The following is a 19,355-nucleotide window of genomic DNA, read 5'->3' as shown; positions in this document are numbered from 1 at the left end:
CGGGGGAGCGAGTCTAGCGCGGGGTCGGCGCCCGCGCCAATGCCGGGTCACTGAAATTCAACGCAGGTCAAAGGTGAATGCGACGACGCCCTGCGGGGGCTCGACGACGTCCAGCGTGACGCGTGCGCTCTGTCCGCTGCCCAGTCCTTTTTGCGTATGCGGCGCGTCACCCAGGTACTCGCCGGGCGTGAACAAGCGCGCGCCGGCGATGCGGCCGTCGGCATCGGACAAGGTCAGCAGCAACGATGGAAATGGTTGCGCCCAGCGTGCGTCGTTGCGGAACACCGCGGTGACGCGCAACACGCCCGGCCTGGCCGGATCCGGCCGCACATCGCGATCGAGCAGCGTGAATGCTCCAGGCTCGTGCCACGGCGGCAGCTCGCAGCGCAGCACGCCGCAGACTGCGGCCACCACGGGCCGCCATCGCGCATCGGCGGCGAGGCGCGCGCGATCGGACAGCAGCGACTGCAATGCCAGCAGGACCAGCAGCGCCGGGATGCTGGCCAGCATGATCCAGCGCCTCGCGGCGGCGGGTGGCCGCCAGGTGCGCGACCGCCCGCTTCGCGGAGCGGGGATGGCCGGAACGATCGCTGCCGATGGATCATCGACAACCGATGTGGATGCAACGACGTCGTCGTCGATCAACTGCTCGCTGCCGGGCGCGACGGGCAATTCGGCCGCAAGTCGTGTCGCGGCTGCGGCAGCGGCCTCGTCGCGCTGCTCCGCCATCGCCAAGTCGTCGGCTGTCGCTTCCGGGGCGGGTTCGACCGGTTCGGCAATCGGCGCGTCGTCCGCGGGCGGGGCGCACGCCACCTCCGGCTCAGGCACGGGCATCGGCGGCAGGATTTCCCCAGGCACGGACGCAAGCCCAGGCGCGGGCGCAGCCTGCAGCGGCTGCCGGCAACGCGGGCAGCGTTCGGGGGGTAGCTCGTTGCCGGGCTCCAGGCCAACGAGGAACTGACAGTGCGGGCAGAGGACGAACATCGGTCTATTCAAGCACGGCGCGCGCGCCAATCCGCGTCAGTCGCGACGGCGTCCGTCGATGCGGACCCAGTCGTCCTCGCGCACCACCTGCAAGTCGTCGAACCAGGCTGCGTAGCGCGCCAGCAGCGCGTCTTCCTGCCCGAACAGGATGCCGGACAGCGCGATGCATCCGCCGGGCTGCACGCGTGCGGCCAGCGTATCGGCAAGGCGATCCAGCGCGGACGCCAGGATGTTGGCCACCACCACCGGATAGCGCGCAGGGACTTCCTGGTCGGCGGCGGCAACGGTCAAGCGGTCCGCGACACCGTTGCGCTCGGCGTTGTCACGCGTGGCGATCAGCGCCTGCGGGTCGTTGTCGACGGCCACCGCGCCCGCCGCGCCGAGCTTGAGCGCGGCCAGTGCGAGGATGCCCGAGCCGCAGCCGAAATCGAGCACCGTTGCCCCGGCGAGGCCGCCTTCGTAGGCGATGGCGTCCAGCCACTGCAGGCAGAGCGACGTCGTGGGGTGCGTGCCCGAGCCGAATGCCAGACCCGGATCCAGTCGCACCACCGCCGCATCGGTGTTGTTTGCGTCGTCGGGCAACGGCTGGTTCCAGGGCACGATCCAGGTGCGCTTGCCGAAATGCAGTGGCACGTACTGGTCCATCCAGACGCGTTCCCAGTCCTGGTCGGCGACCGCACGCAGTCGGGCCTGCGACCAGTCCAGCCCACCGTCGAACGCCTCCAGCGCGGCGAGCAGCGACAACGCATCGGTGTCATGCGCGAACAGGGCGCTGAGCGTCAGCGCGTCCCACAGCGGCGTCTCGCCGACCCCGGGCTCGAGGATGGCGTGTTCGTTGCTGCTGTCGGCATCGGCGTCGAGCAACGTCACAGCGAGGGCGCCGAGGTCTTCCAGCGCGTGTTCGTAGCGCGCCTGCTCCGCCTTGCCGCAGGGGACGATGAGTTCGAGGAAGGGCATGTCAGACGATCGACAAGGATTTCTCTTTGCGCTCCGCGAGGCGTTTTTCGAGGTAGTGGATGTTCTGCCCGCCCTGCTGGAAGCCGCTGTCGGACAGGATGCGCTGCTGCAGCGGGATGTTGGTCTTGATGCCGTCGACCACCAGTTCGCTCAACGCGACGCGCATGCGGGCGATCGCCTGCTGCCGGTCGGCGCCATGGACGATGAGCTTGCCGATCATCGAATCGTAGTTGGGCGGCACCCGATAGCCTTCGTAGATGTGCGAGTCCACGCGCACGCCGGGACCGCCGGGCGCGTGGAAGTGCTGGATCAGGCCGGGCGACGGCATGAAGGTATCCGGGTCCTCGGCATTGATGCGGCACTCGATCGCATGGCCGTCGATCACGATGTCGCTCTGCTTGAGCGACAGCGGCAGGCCGGCGGCGATCATCAGTTGCTCGCGGACCAGGTCGACGCCGGTGATCATTTCGGTGACCGGATGTTCGACCTGGATGCGGGTGTTCATCTCGATGAAATAGAAGTGGCCGTTCTCGTACAGGAACTCGAAGGTGCCCGCACCGCGATAACCGATGCGGATGCAGGCGTCGACGCAGACCTTGCCGATCGCCGCACGCTGCTCCGGCGTGATGCCGGGCGCGGGCGCTTCCTCGACGACCTTCTGGTGGCGGCGCTGCATGGAGCAGTCGCGCTCGCCCAGGTGGATCGCGTTGCCCTGGCCGTCCGCCAGCACCTGGATCTCGACGTGGCGCGGGTTCTCCAGGAATTTCTCCATGTAGACCATGTCGTTGCCGAACGCGGCCTTGGCTTCCTGCTTGGTGGTCGCGATCGCCGTGGCCAGCGCGGCCTCGGTATGCACCACGCGCATGCCGCGGCCGCCACCGCCACCGGCCGCCTTGACGATGACCGGGTAACCGATCGTCCGTGCGATCTCGATGTTGGTGCCGGTGTCGTCCCCCAGCGGGCCGCCGCTGCCGGGAACGCAGGGCACGCCGGCTTCCTTCATCGCGCGGATGGCCTCGACCTTGTCGCCCATCAGGCGGATGGTCTCCGCGCGCGGCCCGATGAAGACGAAACCCGACTGCTCCACGCGCTCGGCGAAATCCGCGTTCTCGCTGAGGAAGCCGTAGCCCGGATGGATCGCCTGCGCGTCGGTGACTTCCGCCGCGGCGATGATCGACGCCATGTTGAGATAGCTTTCCGACGAGGGCGCCGGACCGATGCAGACCGACTCGTCGGCCATCGCGACGTGCTTGAGGTTGCGGTCGACGGTGGAATGCACGGCGACCGTGCGGATGCCCAGCGCGTGGCACGCGCGCAGGATGCGCAGCGCGATCTCGCCGCGGTTGGCGATGACGACTTTATCCAGCATGGTTTGATTCCATAAGAGTTGTCCGGCCCGCCGGCTTGCATGCCGGCGTGCGTTCGCGGGCTCGCGGCAGGCGCCGCTCGAAAGCCCCGCTCACCCGATCACGAACAACGGCTGGTCGAATTCGACCGGCTGGCCGCTTTCGGCCAGCACCTTGAGCACGGTGCCGGACACCTCGGCCTCGATGGGATTGAACATCTTCATCGCCTCGATGATGCCCAGGGTGTCGCCGGCCTTGACCGCCTGGCCGACGCTGACGAAGGCCGGCTTGTCCGGCGCCGGCGAGGTGTAGAACGTGCCGACCATCGGTGCCCGCACGATGTCGCCATCGGGCAGGTCCGACGCTGCCTTGGACTGCCCGCCGGTCGCCGCTTCGGTCGGCGACTGCATCGGCATGCTCGGCGCGGCGTGCGCGGCCGGTGCCGGTGGCGCGGCATACATGGCCGGCGCCGGGGCGTAGGCGCCGCGCGGCGTGCGGGCCAGGCGCACGGATTCCTCGCCTTCCTTGATCTCGATTTCGGCGAGGTTGGATTCCTCGAGCAGGTCGATCAGCTTCTTGATCTTGCGAAGATCCATTCGGGGTTCTCTTCAGGAAGTGGATTCGGGGGTGTGCTGACGCGGCAGCGCACCAGGTTGGATCGCGGCCGGCTGGTCGATCCGGGCGAGCGCGGCGTCGAGGGCGTAGCGGTAACTGTCGGCGCCGAAACCGCTGACGACGCCGAGGGCAAGGTCGCTGAAATAGCTGGTGTGCCGGAATGGCTCGCGGGCGTGCGGATTGGACAGGTGCACTTCGATGAAGGGCACGGCAACGGCTGCCAGTGCGTCGCGCAGCGCAATCGACGTGTGGGTGAATGCCGCCGGATTGATCACGATGAAGGCGGTGCCGTCGTTGCGCGCGGCCTGCACACGGTCGACCAGGGCAGCCTCTGCATTGGACTGGAAGCTCTCCAGCGCATGCCCGGCCGATTCGGCGCGGCTGCGCAGATCTGTATCGATGGCGTCCAGCGAGGTGTGGCCGTACACCGCCGGCTCGCGTGTGCCGAGCAGGTTGAGGTTGGGACCGTGCAGGACCAGCAGCTTGGCCATCCGTCGACACCGGGCGGGGGACGCGCAGTCTGCGTGACCCCGGCGATGGTGTCCAGTTCGACGACGTTGCCGGGTTTTAGGCGATTGTCCGCCGTGGGTTCACGGCGCTGCCCAGGTCGCTACTTCGCCGGGACCGAACGGGCCGATCCGCTGCTTCAGCAGTATCCCCTGCGGGGAAACCAGTACGGTATACGGCAGCACGCCGGCTGGATTGCCCAGCCGCACCCCGGCATCGGCTGGGCCGGGCGCGTCCAGCAGCACGGGATAGCTCACGCCGAGGCGCTTGACGAAGGCCTTCACGGCGGCGGGATCGTCGAGCGCGATGCCGACCACTTGCACGCCATTGGCTGCCTGTTGTCGAGAGAAGCGTTGCAATTCGGGCATTTCGCTGGCGCAGGGGCCGCACCATGATGCCCACAGGTTGATCAGCAACGGACGCCCGGCATAGGCCGTCGGCAGGGAGACCGGTTGGCCGCGCAGGTCGGGCAGGGTCATGGCCGGGAGGGGCTCGCCTGGCTTGGCCACCACGGTGCCCGCGGCCGGTTCCGGCGCACGTGCGGCCAGCAATGCCCCCAGCGCGCGTTGGCCCAGCTCGCTGCGCAGCAAGGGGCCGGGACCGGTGGTCAGCAGGCTGGCCGTCAGGCCCAGGCCCCCCGCGACCACGGCGACCAGCAGGATCCGGGCGGTTGGCCTCATCGCGCCACGCGGCGGACGCGGGCAACGAACGGCGCCGTGGCCTCGTAGCCGACCAGTCGCAGGCCGCGCTGTTCGGCGCCGTTCCCGAAGAACAGCGTGGCGGGCGGGCCGATGATGCCGAAGCGCTGCATCAATGCCTGGTCGGTCGCGTCATTCGCGGTGACATCCGCCTTGAGCAGCACGAAGTCGGCCAGGGCCGCGTGCACCGACGGATCGGTGAAGGTGTACTTCTCCATTTCCTTGCAGCTCACGCACCAGTCGGCATAGAAGTCGAACATCAGCGGCTTGCCGGCGGCGGCGGCGGCCGCGATCTCGCGGTCCAGGTCGGCGGAGGATTTGATGGTGCGGAACGCCAGGCCGGTCGCCGGCAGGCGCGAACCGAACGCGCCCGCCAGCGGCTGCAGCGGATCGCTGCCGCCACCCAGCGCGCCCAGCAGCTGTGCCGCGCCGACGACCGCCAGCACCAGCGCCGCGAACCGGGCGAGCCAGCGCGCACGCGATGTCGACGTCGCCACGGTCGAGGCCCAGGCGGCCACGGCCAGCGCCAGCAATCCCCACAGCCCCAGCGCGACCACGGCCGGCACGATGCGCGACAACATCCAGATCGCCAGCCCGAGGAAGAGGAAGCCGAACACGCGCTGGACCGTCATCATCCACGGCCCGCTGGTCGGCATCCCGCGTCCGGCAGCGGCGCCGAAGGCCAGCAAGGGCATGCCCATGCCCATCGCCAGCAGGAACAGCGCGGCACCGCCGAGCACCGGATCGTGGCTCTGGCCAATGTAGAGCACCGCGCCGGCCAGCGGCGGCGCGACGCAGGGACCGACGATCAGCGCCGACAGCGCCCCCATGGCCGCGACCCCGGCCAGCGAGCCGCCGCGCTGCCGATCGGTGATCGCACCCAGCCGCGAGCGCAGGCCCATCGGCAACTGCAGCTCGAACAAGCCGAACGACGACAGCGCCAGCGCCACGAACAGCGCCGCGAACGCGGCGATGATCCACGGATTCTGGAACGCCGCCTGCAGGTTGGCACCCAGCAGGCCAGCGACGACGCCGGCAGCGGTGAACACCAGCGCGTTGGCCACGACGTACACCAGCGATAGCAGCAATGCGCCGCCGGTGCCGACCCGCGTGCGCTGGCCAGCGATCAGCCCGGACAGGATCGGGATCATCGGCAACACGCAGGGCGTGAACGCCAGCAGCAGGCCCGCACCAAAGAACCCCAGCAAGGTCAGCCAGCGGTTGGACCCGGCCAGCCCCGATGCCAGCCGGCTGTCCTCGGATTGCCCGGTATCCGCAAGCAGCGGTGTGCCGGCGACCGCGGCGATTGCGCCTTTGCCGGCCTGCGTCGGAGCGGCGACCGCTGGCTGCGGCGCGGCAGTTGCGGCATTGGCATCGGCGCCGCCATCGGCAGCCAGGGGTGCAGCGGCCGCGGCAGTCGTCGCGGCGATCGCTGCAGGCAACGCCAGCGACACCTTGCGCACCATCGGCGGATAACAGATGCCACCGGTCTGGCAGCCCTGGAACGTCGCGGTCAGCGTCACCTCGACTGGGCCGGATGCGGCGCGACGCAGCGGCAGCGGCACGTCGACCTGGTCGAAATAGACGACGACGTTGCCGAAATGCTCGTCGCGATGCAGCGTGCCCTGCGGCCATCGCGGCTGGCCGAGCGCAATCCCGCTGCCACCGGACAGGCGCAGCGCGGTCTTGTCGCGATACAGGTAATAGCCCTTGGCGGGAGTGAAACGCAGCAGCAGGGTGTTGGCATCGCCGACGATCGCCTCGAAGCCGAACGCCTGCTCCGCCGGCAGTGGCTGGGCAGCGCTCATGCCCGCCTGCAGGGTGCCGGACGGCGTTGCCGCGCCGGCGCCGAGCGCGCGACCCAGCGCGGCGAAGCTGGCATCGCCGGTCGCGGCATCCGCCGCCGGTCGCGCGGCAGCCGCGCCCGGCAATGCGACCGTCAGCGTACGCGTCTGCGGCGGATAGCAGACGCCAGCGTCGGCGCAGCCCTGGTATTTCACGCGCAGCGTCGCCGTGGATGCGCCGCTGGCCGCGGTGCCGGGTTGCACGGCCGTCAGCTGCGTGCGGAAGGTCTCGACGTCGCCAAAGAAGTCGTCGTGGTGCTTGTCGCCATGCGGCAACTGCAAGGCATCGGCGGCGAAACCGTCGCCGATGGATTGCACGCCGATCCGGTGCCGATACAGGTAGTAGCCGTCGGCGATCTTCCAGTGCAGTTCGATCCGATCGCGGGAGGGCGCGCTCGCGCTGAGCACGAAGACCTGGTCGACCGGCAGCAGTTGCGAGGGATCGACGGCGGCGCGGGCGCCCGTGCCCAGCAACGAGGCACAACACAGCACCATGCCCGACAGCAGGGCGCGCACGCGGCGGGCCGCCGGCGCATTGGGCATCCATGACGACATTCGATCAGTCTCCGGGGCGGGTCTGTTGGGCGACCCAGGCCAGGTAAGCGGGTGAACCACCGGCCACTTCGACTGCGACCAGCTCCGGCAGTTCATCCGGATGCAGGCTGCGCACGCGCGCCGTCAGCGCCTCCAGGCGCGCGTTCGTCGTCTTGACCAGGAGCAGCACTTCGTCGGCACGCTCGACGGCGCCTTGCCAGCGATACACCGAATGCACGCCGGGGACCACGTTGACGCATGCCGCCAGGCGTTCGTCCACGAGCGCCTGCGCGATGCGATCGGCGCTCAGCGGGTCGGGGCAGCTGCAATAACAGACGAGCACGGTCACGACAGTCGGGGGATCCAGCAGATCAGGGTGCGCATGATCTCATTGTCCCGATCCGCCGAGATCGCCGGACGAGGCTGGACCCAGTCGCACCGCGCCGTCTTTCGGGCGCCCGGTGCGACTGGCGGCAAGCTGCTCGGCGATTTCCACCAGCGACACCCGCGACGATGCCGACACCGCCCGGAACGCGCGCATCAGGCGCAACTCGATGGGCTCGTCCACCAGCAGGGCATCGGCGGTGGGAACCGACGCCAGCCGGACGTCGTCGCACAGGGCCATGCCCCCGCGCCCCGTCGCCAGCCATTCGAATTGCACGCCGGTCACCCGCGCGATCTCCCGCAAATGGGTGACGCTGGGATTCTTCGGCTGGTTGGATTCCCAATGGCTCACGGCGCTGCGCTGGACGTGGACGGCGTCGGCCAGTTGCATTTGCGACAGCCCGGCGTGGCGCCTGGCCAGCCGGATGCGGGACTGCGATGGCATGGCTCCTCCCCCTGGGCATGGTGCTGGCGGCCATGGAAGCGTGACCGGCTACTCGGATTAACCCTGATAGCGATATTCAAGTCAATACGTCCGCTATCGGTATCCATACGGCGGCAACGTGTACGCAGACGGGGCCTGCGAGACCTCCAGGGCCATCATCCTTCACCTTTTTCGCCCCCGCCGGGTCTTCACTATTTCCATGCCGCGCGGGATGCTGCGTGCGCCGACAGGGAGGTTGGCACTCACACGGACGTGGGTGGATTGGCCCGGTTGATCCGGGTCGCTGCAACAGGGATGTCGGGGGAGGGATAGCGGGCCACAGTCGTGGGCCCGGATGCCAGGGACGGCGTACAGGCTGCCGGCGGCAGAAGTGATCCACTGCCCGTCGGGGACGCTATTTGCGGCAACAACAAGGCCCGCGCTTGCGGGCCTTGTTGTGTCCGGGTGCCGGCACGGCGTCGATCCACTGGCCTGACGCGGCCGGCCGCACTTGAAACGCCAACACGGTCGCCCCATCTCTGGATCGTCCCGTTCAGCGGGCATTTTTGTTGCCGGCCTTTGGCACTCGAATATGTCGAGTGCTAGAATGATCGGCCGATTTCCATCCCAATCAACCACTTAGAGGTTGCCAATGAATATCAAGCCGCTGTACGACCGCGTCGTCATCAAGCGCATGGAAGAAGAAAAGATGTCCGCCGGCGGGATCGTGATCCCGGATTCGGCCGCCGAGAAGCCGATCAAGGGCGAAGTCGTCGCCGTCGGTGAAGGCAAGGCGCTGGACAACGGTTCGCTGCGCACCCCCAAGGTCAAGGTCGGCGACAAGGTGCTGTTCGGCAAGTACGCCGGCACCGAAGTGAAGCTCGATGGCACCGACCTGCTCGTGGTGAAGGAAGACGACATCTTCGCGATCCTGGGTTGATTGCGTAGGGCGGGTTTCAACCCGCCGCCGCACGCCGAAATCCATACACCGATGGCGGGTTAAAACCCGCCCTGCAAATCCCAACTTTGAATTGAGGTAAATCCACATGGCTGCCAAGGAAATTCGTTTCGGTGAGGACTCGCGCGCCAAGATGCTGCGCGGCGTCAACATTCTCGCCAATGCCGTCAAGGCAACACTGGGCCCGAAGGGCCGCAACGTCGTGCTCGAGAAGAGCTACGGCGCGCCGACGATCACCAAGGACGGCGTGTCCGTCGCCAAGGAGATCGAACTGGCCGACAAGTTCGAGAACATGGGCGCGCAGATGCTGAAGGAAGTCGCGTCCAAGACCTCCGACAACGCCGGTGACGGCACCACCACCGCGACCGTGCTGGCCCAGGCGCTGATCCGCGAAGGCATGAAGGCGGTCGCCGCCGGCATGAACCCGATGGACCTCAAGCGCGGCATCGACAAGGCCGTGACCGCCGCCGTCGCCGAGCTGAAGAACATCTCCAAGCCCACCGCCGACGACAAGGCGATCGCGCAGGTCGGCACGATCTCCGCGAACTCCGACGAGTCGATCGGCAACATCATCGCCGACGCGATGAAGAAGGTCGGCAAGGAAGGCGTCATCACCGTTGAGGAAGGTTCCGGCCTGGACAACGAACTCGACGTCGTCGAGGGCATGCAGTTCGACCGCGGCTACCTGTCGCCGTACTTCATCAACAACCAGCAGTCGATGTCGGCCGAGCTGGATGACCCGTTCATCCTGCTGCACGACAAGAAGATCTCCAACGTCCGCGACCTGCTGCCCGTGCTCGAAGGCGTCGCCAAGTCGGGCAAGCCGCTGCTGATCGTCGCCGAGGAAGTCGAAGGCGAAGCGCTGGCGACCCTGGTCGTCAACACGATCCGCGGCATCGTCAAGGTCTGCGCGGTCAAGGCACCGGGCTTCGGCGATCGTCGCAAGGCGATGCTGGAAGACATGGCCACCCTGACCGGCGGCACCGTGATCTCCGAGGAAGTCGGCCTGTCGCTCGAGAAGGCCACGATCAAGGATCTCGGCCGCGCCAAGAAGGTGCAGGTCACCAAGGAAAACACCACGATCATCGACGGCGCCGGCGAGTCCATCGTCATCGAAGGCCGCATCAAGCAGATCAAGGCGCAGATCGAAGACACTTCTTCGGACTACGACCGCGAGAAGCTGCAGGAGCGCGTTGCCAAGCTGGCCGGCGGCGTTGCGGTGATCAAGGTCGGTGCGTCGACCGAGATCGAGATGAAGGAAAAGAAGGCCCGCGTCGAAGACGCCCTGCACGCCACGCGCGCAGCGGTTGAAGAAGGCGTGGTCCCGGGCGGCGGCGTTGCCCTGATTCGTGCATTGGGCGCGGTCGGCAAGATCGTCGGTGCCAACGAAGACCAGAACCATGGCATCCAGATCGCCCTGCGCGCGATGGAAGCGCCGTTGCGCGAGATCGTCGCCAACGCCGGCGAAGAGCCGTCGGTCGTGTTGAACAAGGTCAAGGACGGCACCGGCAACTACGGCTACAACGCGCAGACCGGCGAGTACGGCGACATGGTCGCGATGGGTATCCTGGATCCGACCAAGGTGACCCGTTCGGCGCTGCAGAACGCGGCTTCGATTGCTGGCCTGATGATCACCACCGAAGCCATGGTGGCCGAACTTCCGAAGAAGGAAGAGCCGGCCATGGGTGGCGGCGGCGGTGGCATGGGCGGCATGGGCGGCATGGATTTCTAAGCAGCCGTATCCGCGTCACATGCAACAGGAAAGGCCCGCGAAAGCGGGCCTTTTTTTGTGCGGCGATTGCCCTTGCGCCAACTCAGCCCAGGCCGTGGTGCTTGCCCTGCCAGGGGCGGTAGAAATCGCGCAGCGATTCGATGTCGCCGCGCATGTCGTCGCCCGGCTGGAACACCGGGCCGATGCCGACGACTTTGTCCGGGTAATGCAGGTAGACCGGCACGATCGGCACGCCGTTTGCTTTTGCGATCTTCCAGAAGCCGATCTTCCAGCGCGTCACCGGCTTGCGCGTGCCCTCCGGGGCGAGCGCGTACCAGAACCGCTCGCGGGCCGAGAACAGCGCGCCGGCCTGGTCGAGCACCGGATTGTCGGGATCCTGGCTGGCAGGAAAGCCGCCATAGCGCCGCAGGATCGACGCCAGGATGGGGATCCGGAACAACACCGGCTTGCCCAGGATGCAGACGTCCAGGCCGATCGCCGTCGTTGCGAAATACATCCAGATGCCGTCCCAGTTGGACGAATGCGGCGCGAAGATGATGACGGCCTTTGGCACATCCGGAACCTGGCCCCTGATCTGCCAGCCGGCCCGGCGCAGCAGCCAGCCGGCGAACGCGCGTTCCCAGGGATGCGTCCGTGCGCAGGGTGCGTGCGGAGGCAGGGGCGGGATCGCGCCAGGGTCGTCGTGCCGAGCAGGCTCCAGCGTGGTGGCCATGGGTCCAGCGTGGAGTTGTCGAGTCGAGGAGGATACCGACAGCGTCGCGACGTTTGGTAAAGCCGGCTGTGTCGATGGCGGTGGCGTTCATCGGTGCCCCGAATCCGCAGTCAATCCTGCCACGGCCCGCGGCCCGGCCGGTCGGCGGGCCCGCACGCTGCGCATCCCGCGCTCTGCATGCGTGGAAGGCCCGGCCAAATGGTTGGAACAGTCCAGCCCGTAACCCGTCGGAATGCTGCCGCCGCACCCGCGGATCGCCGCGCGCATTTGGCGCATCCACGCGTGCCGGCTATGCTCGCGATCCACTTCAGGGGTCAAACGGATGGCTGGCGAAACCTGCGATGCCCTGATCATCGGCGGCGGCCACAACGGCCTGGTCTGCGCGGCCTATCTCGCCGGCGCGGGCCTGAAGGTGCGGGTGCTGGAACGACGCCCGATCGTCGGCGGTGCGGCGGTGACCGAGGAGTTCTTCCCGGGCTTCCGCAATTCCACCGCCAGCTACACGGTGAGCCTGCTCAACCCGACGGTGATCGCCGACCTGCGCCTGCAGCAACATGGCCTGCGCGTGGTCGAGCGGCCCTACGCCAACTTCCTGCCGCTGCCCGATGGCCGTGCGTTCCGCCTCGGCGGTGAACGCACGCAGGCCGAGGTGGCACGCTGGTCCACGCGCGACGCCGAGCGCTTGCCCGGCTACTACGCGATGCTCGATCGGGTCGTCGTGGTGCTGCGCGAATTGATGGTCCGCACGCCGCCGAACGTGACCGACGGCTTCGTCCTCGCCGACTGGCTGTCGTCGCTCGACGTCGCCAGGCGGCTCAAGCACCTGGACATGCGCGGTCGCCGCGACCTGCTGGACCTGTTCACCAAGTCGGCCGGCGAACTGCTCGACGCCTGGTTCGAATCCGAGCCGCTCAAGGCGGTACTGGGTTGGGACTCGGTGGTCGGCAACTTCGCCAGCCCGTACACGCCGGGCTCGGCCTACGTGTTGCTGCACCACGTGTTCGGCGAGGTCAACGGCAAATCCGGTGTGTGGGGACACGCCATCGGCGGCATGGGCGCGATCACCGAGGCGATCGCCAGGGAATGCGCGGCGCGCGGCGTGGTCGTCGACACCGACGCCGCCGTGGCGCAGGTGCTCGTCCACGGCGGCAAGGTGGTCGGCGTGCAACTGGCCGACGGCCGCCAGCTGCATGCGCCGACCGTCATCTCCAACGTGAATCCGAAATTGCTGTACCAGAAGCTGGTCGCGCGCGAGCACCTGGATGCCGACGTCGCCGACCGCATGGATCGCTATCGTTGCGGATCGGGCACCTTCCGCATGAACGTGGCCTTGTCCGAGCTGCCCGACTTCACTGCCGCACCCGGCACGCAGCTGCAACCGCACCACCAGTCCGGCATCCTGGTCGGGCCGTCGCTGCGCTATTTCGAGCAGGCGTACTTCGATGCAAAGTCGCGCGAACACAACGCGGGCTGGTCGCGCCAACCGATCGTCGAACTGGTGATTTCCTCCACGCTCGACGACACCCTGGCGCCACCTGGCCAGCACGTCGCCAGCCTGTTCTGCCAGCACGTCAATCCGGTGATGGACGACAACGGCGGCTGGGATGCGCATCGCGACACCGTCGCCCAGCTGATGATCGACACGGTCGATGCGTATGCACCGAATTTCCGCCGCAGCGTGCTGGGCTACAAGGCGCTGACGCCGCTGGACCTGGAGCGCGAATATGGCCTGGTCGGCGGCGACATCTTCCATGGGTCGCTGGGACTGGACCAGTTGTTCAGTGCGCGCCCGGTGCTCGGCCAGGGAAACTATCGCGGTGCGCTGCGTGGCCTGTACCTGTGCGGATCGGGCACCCATCCCGGCGGTGGCGTCACCGGCTTGCCCGGGCGCAATGCCGCGCGCGAGATCCTGCGCGACATGCGGCGCAAGCCACGGCCTGATTGAGCGAAATCCCGCATGTCGCCGGCACTTTTTTCTGAACCGCTCAGCTTATTGCTGCAGTGCAGCGTGCAACCCGAATAACGCTTCCTTCACGATAAATCCGCACCCGACGTGGGGGAGGGAGCAAGGCCCGTACCGGTTCGCCGGTGCGGGCTTTTTCTTTGGGGGTCCGTGACGCTCCGACTGCCCTGATGGTGCTGCGACGCAGCATGCGCGGTTGGGGTCGCCAACGTAGAGTCGATCCGGAAGCGTGCGGCCCGTCACGTTTCTGGTACATCCCCCCTCGGTCGCGTCAACAGTCGAAAGGACTCTCCAATGCACAAACTTGCCAAAGCCATTTCGATGGCCATTGCGTTCTGTGGTGTCGCCACGTCGGCGCAAGCCGCAACCTACATCGTCACCGCCAGGTCGCTGGCTTTCGACACGGCGCTGGCGCGCAAGGTGGAAGCTGCCGGTGGCACGATCACCGCTCGATTGCCGCAGATCGGAGTCGCCGTGGTCGAGTCGTCGGACAGCGACTTCGCGTTGCGCGCGGCCAAGCTGCAGGGCATCCGCTCGGCGGTATACGACTTCCACTTCCAGTCCGAGCCATCCGAAGCCACCAGCGTCACGGACGCCGACTTCACCAATCCGCCGGCCTCCGGCGACGACGACACCCGCTTCGACCTGCAGTGGGGCAGCCAGGCGATCGACGTCGCCGGCGCCTGGAATGCCGGTTACCGCGGGGCCGGCGCCACGGTCGCGGTACTCGACTCGGGCATCTCCTGCCAGCACCCGGACATCGCGCCCAACCTGCTGTTGAGCGAATCCACGTCCTTCGTCCCGGGCGAAGGCGTCTGCCACCCGGTGATCAATGGCTTCAACCACGGCACCCATGTCGCCGGCATCATCGCCGCGCCCGACAACGGCTACGGAACGATCGGTGTCGCTCCGCAGGCCAAGATCCTCGCGGTGAAGGTCCTGTCCGACGCCGGCAGCGGCAGCTTTGCCGGGATCATCCAGGGCATCGTGTACGCGGGCGACCACGGCGCCGACGTCATCAACATGAGCCTGGGCGTGCATGGCGGCCTGCCGGTCAACGGCAAGGGCGCCAATGACGTCGCCGAACTGGTCAACGCCACCAAGCGTGCCGTCGCGTACGCGCGTTCGCGCAATGCCCTGACCGTCGTCTCCGCCGGCAACGATGCCCAGGATCTCGACCACAACAGCGGCGTCAAGGTCTGCGATACCGATGGCGCCTGCTACGTCGCCAACCTGCGTGCGTTCCCGGCCGAATTGCCTGGCGCACTGTCGATTTCGGCAACCGCGCCGATCGGCTGGGCGAAGGCGCCGACTTCGACGTTCCTGGACAACCTCGCCAGCTACTCCAACTACGGCGCGTCGGGCATCGACTTCGCGGGTCCGGGCGGCGACTCCGCGTATCCAGGCAACGAGAACTGCACCGTCGGCGGCCTGACGCGGCCGTGCTGGGTGTTCGACCTGGTGTTCGCGCCGGGCGGTTATTCGATATCGGGCGGCCAGGTGTTCGCGTCCTACAGCTGGGCTGCCGGAACCAGCATGGCGGCGCCGCACGTCAGCGGCGTGGCAGCGCTGATCATCGGCAAGCATGGCGGCACGATGGCCCCGTCGGAGGTCGAGCGGATCCTGCGGGCCACGTCGGACGACCTCGGCAAGCCTGGCAACGACCCGGCCTACGGTGGCGGCCGTGTCAATGCCGCGCGCGCGGTGCAGGCCGACTGACCCGAGCGGCATTGCGACATCGGCGGCCGCCTTCGGGCGGCCGCTTTTTTTTGTGGCCGCGCGCGCATGCCAGAATCGGCTGGATGAGCGCAGCCGGTTCCGACCAAGCAATCGCACAGCGGGCCCTGCAGCAATTGCGCAGCCGCTCGGCCGGGCTCGATGCACTGCTTGCCGATCCCGACATCGCAGCGCAGGTCGACAGGCTCGCGATCGTCAGCGATTTCGCGATCGCAACGCTGCTGCAGCAACCGGCGCTGCTGTCGTTGCTGGTGCAGGATGGCGCCGCGTCGCCACCGCAACTGGCGCCGGGCAACCGTGGCGAATGGGCGGCGGAGTTGCGTCGTTACCGCGCGGCCGAATCCACGCGGCTGGTGTGGCGTGACGTGCTGGGGCTGGACGATGTCGACGACACCCTCGCGGGCAGCACCGCGCTGGCCGAGCGCTGCCTGCAGCTTGCACTTGGTGCGCTGGAAGGCGAATTCGCCGCACGGTTCGGGGTCGTGCGCAATGCCGCTGGCGTCGAACAACGACTGATCGTCTTCGGCCTGGGCAAGCTCGGCGGCGGCGAGTTGAACTTCTCCTCCGACATCGACCTGGTCTACGCCTACGACGGCGAGGGCGTCGCCGCGGACAGCACCGGTCCGCGCGCGATTGGCGTCGAGGATTATTTTTCGCGCCTGGGACAACAGCTGGCGAAGCTGCTCGACGAGCTGACGGCCGACGGCTTCTGCCATCGCGTCGACCTGCGACTGCGTCCGTTCGGCAATGCCGGTCGCATCGCGCTGTCGTTTTCGGCCATGGAGCAGTATTTCCAGCGCGAAGGCCGCGACTGGGAACGCTACGCCTGGCAGAAGGCCAGGCCGGTCGCCGGCGACATCGCCGCCGGTGAACGCTTCCTCGAGGTGTTGCGGCCGTTCGTGTATCGGCGCTACCTGGACTACGGCGCGCTGGATGGCCTGCGCGAGATGAAGGCCACCATCGCCGCCGAGGTCGCGCGCAAGGATCTCGCGGACGACATCAAGCGCGGACCCGGCGGCATCCGCGAAATCGAATTCCTGGTACAGGCCCTGCAGCTGATCCGCGCTGGTCGCGAGCCGGCTTTGCGCGAGCGCCGGCTGCAGCCGGCGCTGCAGGCGCTGGTCGCGGGTGGTCACGTCGAAGCGACCACCGCGGCAGCCTTGCGTGATGCCTACCGCTTCCTGCGCCGGCTGGAGAACCGCCTGCAGATGCTGCGTGACGCGCAGACGCACGCGCTGCCGGAGAGTGCCGAGGTGCGCGAGCGCATCGCCAACGGCCTCGCAATGGATGGCTGGGCGGACCTGCGGCTGCAGCTGGACGCGCATCGCGCCCGCGTCAGCGCGGAATTCGACGCGCTGCTGGCGCCGCGGCGACGCCAGGCCGCCGCGAGCGAACTGTCGACCTACTGGCGCGCGCTGCCCGATGCCGGGGAGGCCGATGCGCTGGCGACCGCTGGCTTCAGCGATGTCATCGCCGCCGATGCGAGCCTGCGCGACCTTGCGCGAGCACCGTCCCTGCGCGCCTTGTCGGACGCGGCGCGGACACGGCTGGATCGCGTGCTGCCGGCGTTGCTCGACGCTGCCGGTGCATCGGCGCAATCCGATGCGGCGCTGCGCCGGCTCCTGCCCCTGCTGCAGACCCTGTTGCGTCGCGCCAGTTATCTGGCCTTGCTGGACGAACAACCAGCCGCCTTGCAACGGCTGGTCGACGTGGTCGCGCGCAGCGCGCTGCTCGCCGAACGCCTGGCCGCGTATCCGGTGCTGCTCGACGAACTGCTCGACGTGCGGGTCGCCGGACCGCTGCCGGACCGCGGCGACCTGCAGCGCGCGTGCGCGGCGGCGCTGGCGGCGAGCGATACCGAAGCGGCATTGCACGCACTGGGCGAAGCCCGCCAGGCGCTGAGCTTCCGCATCGCGCTGGCGACGCTGGATGCGCGCCAGGGCGCCCAGGCCAGTGCCCGCCAACTGGCGTGGCTGGCCGATGCCGTGATCGCCGCCGTGCTGGAGCTGGCGACGCGGGAGACGATCGCGGCCCACGGCCCGATCCTGCCTGGCGAGGCTGCGGGCGGACGCTTCGTGGTACTGGGATACGGCAGCCTGGGTGGGGAGGAATTGGGTTTCGGCTCGGACCTGGACGTCGTGTTCCTGTACGACACGCCCGGCGACGTGCATTCGGTTGGCCCGCGGCCGCTCGATGCGCCGCGATGGTTCGCACGGCTTGCGCAGAAGGTCGTCGCACTGCTCGGCACGGTGACCGGCGCGGGCCGCCTGTTCGACGTCGACGTGCGCCTGCGCCCGGATGGCGCCAAGGGCCTGCTGGTCTCGACCGTGTCCGGGTTTGCCGACTACCAGCGCGAGCGCGCATGGACCTGGGAACACCAGGCGCTGGTGCGGGCGCGCTGCGTGGCCGGCGATGCACGGCTGTGTGCGGCTTTCGAGGACACACGCAGGCAGACGCTGTCGCTGCTGCGCGATCCGCAATCGCTGTGCGCCGATGTGGCCGGGATGCGGGCGAAGATGCGCGCCGAGCTGGATCGCTCCGATCGCGGCGACAGCCTGGGCCGGTTCGACCTCAAGCAGGGCGAGGGCGGACTGGTCGACCTGGAATTCCTGCTGCAATACCTCGTCCTGCGCGAGGCCCACGCGGTGCCCGCGCTGCTGGTCCCGCGCGATACGCCAGGACTGCTGGCTGCGCTGTGCGCGGCGGGCCTGCTCGATCAGCAAGCCTGCGCAACGCTGCTGCAGGCGCACGCCGTGCTGCTGGACGCAGGACTGCGCTGCACGCTGGACCGGCGCGCGCGGATCATGGCGCAGACCGATGCCATCTCGGCAGCGCGTGCGGCGGTCATCGAAGCGACGCGCGTCGCCGGCCTGGCCTTCGGCTAGAAGCCCAGCCGCTGCCGGACTTCGGCGGCAACCCGGGCCGTCTCGCGCAAGGGCAGCACGTTGAATGGCGCCATCCTGTCGTCAAGCGGCCGGATGCGGCCGCGGTCCATCAGCGTGTCGATGAACATGCGCAGTTTGCCGCGTGCGCGATCAGGTTCGAACACATACACCGGCACGGTCGTGGCGCAGGCCTCGGAGATCATGTTCACCGAGTCGGGCGAGCACACGATGCGGTCGGCCCAGCCGAGCAGTCCGGCATAGGGATTCGTTCCGTCTTCCGGACCGAGCCAGGCCGATCCCGGTACTTGTGCGAAGCGCCGCCGCAGCGCCGCGCGCAGGGCCGTCGGCGTGCGCCGCGAGGCGGTCAGCAGCACGCTGCCACCGCTGTTCTCGCGCTCGCGATCCAGCAGGGTCGCGATCCGCATGAAGGCTGCACGATCCAGCGGTGCATGCCGGCTGGACGCGCCCAGCAGCACCGTCGTACGTGGTCGCGGCAGGTGGGCGAATGTCGGAAACACGGCCCGCCCCTGCGCCAGCCACAAGTCATCGACGGGATGCAGGCTGCCCACCGTCGACAGCACGTTGTCGCCCCGCAGGCGATCGTGCTGCGGCGTGATCACCAGGTCCCAGTGTCGTGGGTCCAGTCGTGGATCGAGGATCTGCACGACGCGCGACCCGTGCGCGCGCAACAGCCGCGTCGCCAGGGCGGCCTGTCGTCCGCAGCCGATCGCAAGTCGCGGGGCACTGGCCAGCCGGGACGCAAAATCGCTGCCGAAGGCATGCGCGCTGCCGGGACCGAGCAGGGGTGCCCAGGCGCGCCACGGCAAATGGGCAGCAATCACCTGCGTCCTGACAGGTTCCAGGCCGAGGGCGCGGGCGAGGGCGTCGGCCTGGCGCGCATTGCCCGCGCGGCCATCGCTCAATGCCAATGTGGCCGCCGCGTCGGCGCCGGTATCGCGTGCAGCGGGGCGAGCGGATCGTTCCATGCGTGCGACCAATCGTTTCGTTGCGTTGACCGACATGCGCCTTGCGACACTCTACACTGCGACCCCGCGCACGCGCCGGCGAATGCCAC

Annotated in this window: 16 protein-coding genes; 5 read left to right on the top strand and 11 right to left on the bottom strand. The window is 68.3% G+C overall.

The window, feature by feature from the left end; genetic code table 11:
• Positions 1–57 precede the first annotated feature (57 nt).
• From GST15_RS07150 to GST15_RS07110, 9 genes are all read right to left on the bottom strand, one after another.
• Positions 58–834, bottom strand: coding sequence for a DUF3426 domain-containing protein (locus GST15_RS07150; RefSeq protein WP_233263096.1), 777 nt, complete (start codon positions 832–834; stop codon positions 58–60).
• 186 nt (positions 835–1,020) lie between these two features.
• Positions 1,021–1,941: a 50S ribosomal protein L11 methyltransferase gene (prmA, locus tag GST15_RS07145; RefSeq protein WP_159016582.1), complete on the bottom strand. Its 921-nt coding sequence runs from the start codon at positions 1,939–1,941 to the stop codon at positions 1,021–1,023.
• Position 1,942: 1 nt separating this feature from the next.
• Positions 1,943–3,310: an acetyl-CoA carboxylase biotin carboxylase subunit gene (accC, locus tag GST15_RS07140; protein ID WP_159016581.1), complete on the bottom strand. Its 1,368-nt coding sequence runs from the start codon at positions 3,308–3,310 to the stop codon at positions 1,943–1,945.
• Between the two features lie 90 nt (positions 3,311–3,400).
• Positions 3,401–3,883: an acetyl-CoA carboxylase biotin carboxyl carrier protein gene (gene accB, locus GST15_RS07135; protein WP_159016580.1), complete on the bottom strand. Its 483-nt coding sequence runs from the start codon at positions 3,881–3,883 to the stop codon at positions 3,401–3,403.
• Between the two features lie 12 nt (positions 3,884–3,895).
• Positions 3,896–4,393 (bottom strand): type II 3-dehydroquinate dehydratase, encoded by a 498-nt coding sequence (gene aroQ / locus GST15_RS07130; protein WP_159016579.1) that lies wholly within the window; start codon positions 4,391–4,393, stop codon positions 3,896–3,898.
• 99 nt (positions 4,394–4,492) lie between these two features.
• Positions 4,493–5,089 (bottom strand): TlpA family protein disulfide reductase, encoded by a 597-nt coding sequence (locus tag GST15_RS07125; RefSeq protein ID WP_159016578.1) that lies wholly within the window; start codon positions 5,087–5,089, stop codon positions 4,493–4,495.
• Complete coding sequence (locus GST15_RS07120; protein ID WP_159016577.1) at positions 5,086–7,506, bottom strand: protein-disulfide reductase DsbD; 2,421 nt, start codon at positions 7,504–7,506, stop codon at positions 5,086–5,088. Before GST15_RS07120 ends, GST15_RS07125 begins: the two co-directional genes overlap by 4 nt.
• 4 nt (positions 7,507–7,510) lie before the next feature.
• Positions 7,511–7,834, bottom strand: coding sequence for a divalent-cation tolerance protein CutA (gene cutA / locus GST15_RS07115; protein WP_159016576.1), 324 nt, complete (start codon positions 7,832–7,834; stop codon positions 7,511–7,513).
• Positions 7,835–7,873: 39 nt separating this feature from the next.
• Positions 7,874–8,314, bottom strand: a complete 441-nt coding sequence (locus GST15_RS07110; protein WP_159016575.1) for a helix-turn-helix transcriptional regulator — start codon at positions 8,312–8,314, stop codon at positions 7,874–7,876.
• Between the two features lie 631 nt (positions 8,315–8,945).
• Here GST15_RS07110 and groES point away from each other — a divergent pair.
• Entirely contained in the window at positions 8,946–9,233 is a 288-nt protein-coding gene (gene groES / locus GST15_RS07105; RefSeq protein ID WP_159016574.1) for a co-chaperone GroES, read from the top strand.
• A gap of 106 nt (positions 9,234–9,339) precedes the next feature.
• Positions 9,340–10,983 carry a chaperonin GroEL gene (groL, locus tag GST15_RS07100; protein ID WP_159016573.1) on the top strand — a complete coding sequence of 548 codons (1,644 nt, stop codon included), beginning with the start codon at positions 9,340–9,342 and terminating at the stop codon, positions 10,981–10,983.
• 82 nt (positions 10,984–11,065) lie between these two features.
• Here groL and GST15_RS07095 read toward each other — a convergent pair whose 3' ends face one another.
• Positions 11,066–11,695, bottom strand: coding sequence for a 1-acyl-sn-glycerol-3-phosphate acyltransferase (locus GST15_RS07095; RefSeq protein WP_159016572.1), 630 nt, complete (start codon positions 11,693–11,695; stop codon positions 11,066–11,068).
• 322 nt (positions 11,696–12,017) lie between these two features.
• Between GST15_RS07095 and GST15_RS07090 the strand changes: the two genes are divergently transcribed.
• From GST15_RS07090 to glnE, 3 genes are all read left to right on the top strand, one after another.
• Complete coding sequence (locus tag GST15_RS07090; protein ID WP_159016571.1) at positions 12,018–13,640, top strand: phytoene desaturase family protein; 1,623 nt, start codon at positions 12,018–12,020, stop codon at positions 13,638–13,640.
• A 312-nt stretch (positions 13,641–13,952) separates the two neighbouring features.
• A complete protein-coding gene (locus GST15_RS07085; protein WP_159016570.1) occupies positions 13,953–15,377 on the top strand; it encodes a S8 family serine peptidase in 1,425 nt (474 codons plus the stop codon).
• An 83-nt stretch (positions 15,378–15,460) separates the two neighbouring features.
• Positions 15,461–18,280 carry a bifunctional [glutamate--ammonia ligase]-adenylyl-L-tyrosine phosphorylase/[glutamate--ammonia-ligase] adenylyltransferase gene (gene glnE, locus GST15_RS07080; protein ID WP_159016569.1) on the top strand — a complete coding sequence of 940 codons (2,820 nt, stop codon included), beginning with the start codon at positions 15,461–15,463 and terminating at the stop codon, positions 18,278–18,280.
• Here the strand turns inward: glnE and GST15_RS07075 are convergent.
• The gene (locus GST15_RS07075) at positions 18,277–19,266 is read right to left on the bottom strand and encodes a mitochondrial fission ELM1 family protein (protein ID WP_159016568.1); all 990 of its coding nucleotides are present in this window, start codon (positions 19,264–19,266) and stop codon (positions 18,277–18,279) included. The genes glnE and GST15_RS07075 overlap by 4 nt on opposite strands.
• Positions 19,267–19,355: the final 89 nt, after the last annotated feature.

The organism is Cognatiluteimonas profundi, assembly GCF_009792795.1.
GTDB lineage: Bacteria > Pseudomonadota > Gammaproteobacteria > Xanthomonadales > Xanthomonadaceae > Cognatiluteimonas > Cognatiluteimonas profundi.
The sequence above is the reverse complement of the archived record's forward strand: the minus strand, read 5'-3'. Positions and strand labels throughout refer to the sequence as shown.

What these genes read in the sequence shown, in the direction of transcription:
- GST15_RS07125 (WP_159016578.1), bottom strand. Translation starts at nt 5,089, where the DNA reads ATGAGGCCAACCGCCCGGATCCTGCTGGTCGCCGTGGTCGCGGGGGGC.
- groES (WP_159016574.1), top strand. Translation starts at nt 8,946, where the DNA reads ATGAATATCAAGCCGCTGTACGACCGCGTCGTCATCAAGCGCATGGAA.
- GST15_RS07110 (WP_159016575.1), bottom strand. Translation starts at nt 8,314, where the DNA reads ATGCCATCGCAGTCCCGCATCCGGCTGGCCAGGCGCCACGCCGGGCTG.
- GST15_RS07085 (WP_159016570.1), top strand. Translation starts at nt 13,953, where the DNA reads ATGCACAAACTTGCCAAAGCCATTTCGATGGCCATTGCGTTCTGTGGT.
- accC (WP_159016581.1), bottom strand. Translation starts at nt 3,310, where the DNA reads ATGCTGGATAAAGTCGTCATCGCCAACCGCGGCGAGATCGCGCTGCGC.
- prmA (WP_159016582.1), bottom strand. Translation starts at nt 1,941, where the DNA reads ATGCCCTTCCTCGAACTCATCGTCCCCTGCGGCAAGGCGGAGCAGGCG.
- GST15_RS07090 (WP_159016571.1), top strand. Translation starts at nt 12,018, where the DNA reads ATGGCTGGCGAAACCTGCGATGCCCTGATCATCGGCGGCGGCCACAAC.
- GST15_RS07095 (WP_159016572.1), bottom strand. Translation starts at nt 11,695, where the DNA reads ATGGCCACCACGCTGGAGCCTGCTCGGCACGACGACCCTGGCGCGATC.
- GST15_RS07075 (WP_159016568.1), bottom strand. Translation starts at nt 19,266, where the DNA reads ATGGAACGATCCGCTCGCCCCGCTGCACGCGATACCGGCGCCGACGCG.
- GST15_RS07150 (WP_233263096.1), bottom strand. Translation starts at nt 834, where the DNA reads ATGCCCGTGCCTGAGCCGGAGGTGGCGTGCGCCCCGCCCGCGGACGAC.
- glnE (WP_159016569.1), top strand. Translation starts at nt 15,461, where the DNA reads ATGAGCGCAGCCGGTTCCGACCAAGCAATCGCACAGCGGGCCCTGCAG.
- groL (WP_159016573.1), top strand. Translation starts at nt 9,340, where the DNA reads ATGGCTGCCAAGGAAATTCGTTTCGGTGAGGACTCGCGCGCCAAGATG.
- accB (WP_159016580.1), bottom strand. Translation starts at nt 3,883, where the DNA reads ATGGATCTTCGCAAGATCAAGAAGCTGATCGACCTGCTCGAGGAATCC.
- GST15_RS07120 (WP_159016577.1), bottom strand. Translation starts at nt 7,506, where the DNA reads ATGTCGTCATGGATGCCCAATGCGCCGGCGGCCCGCCGCGTGCGCGCC.
- aroQ (WP_159016579.1), bottom strand. Translation starts at nt 4,393, where the DNA reads ATGGCCAAGCTGCTGGTCCTGCACGGTCCCAACCTCAACCTGCTCGGC.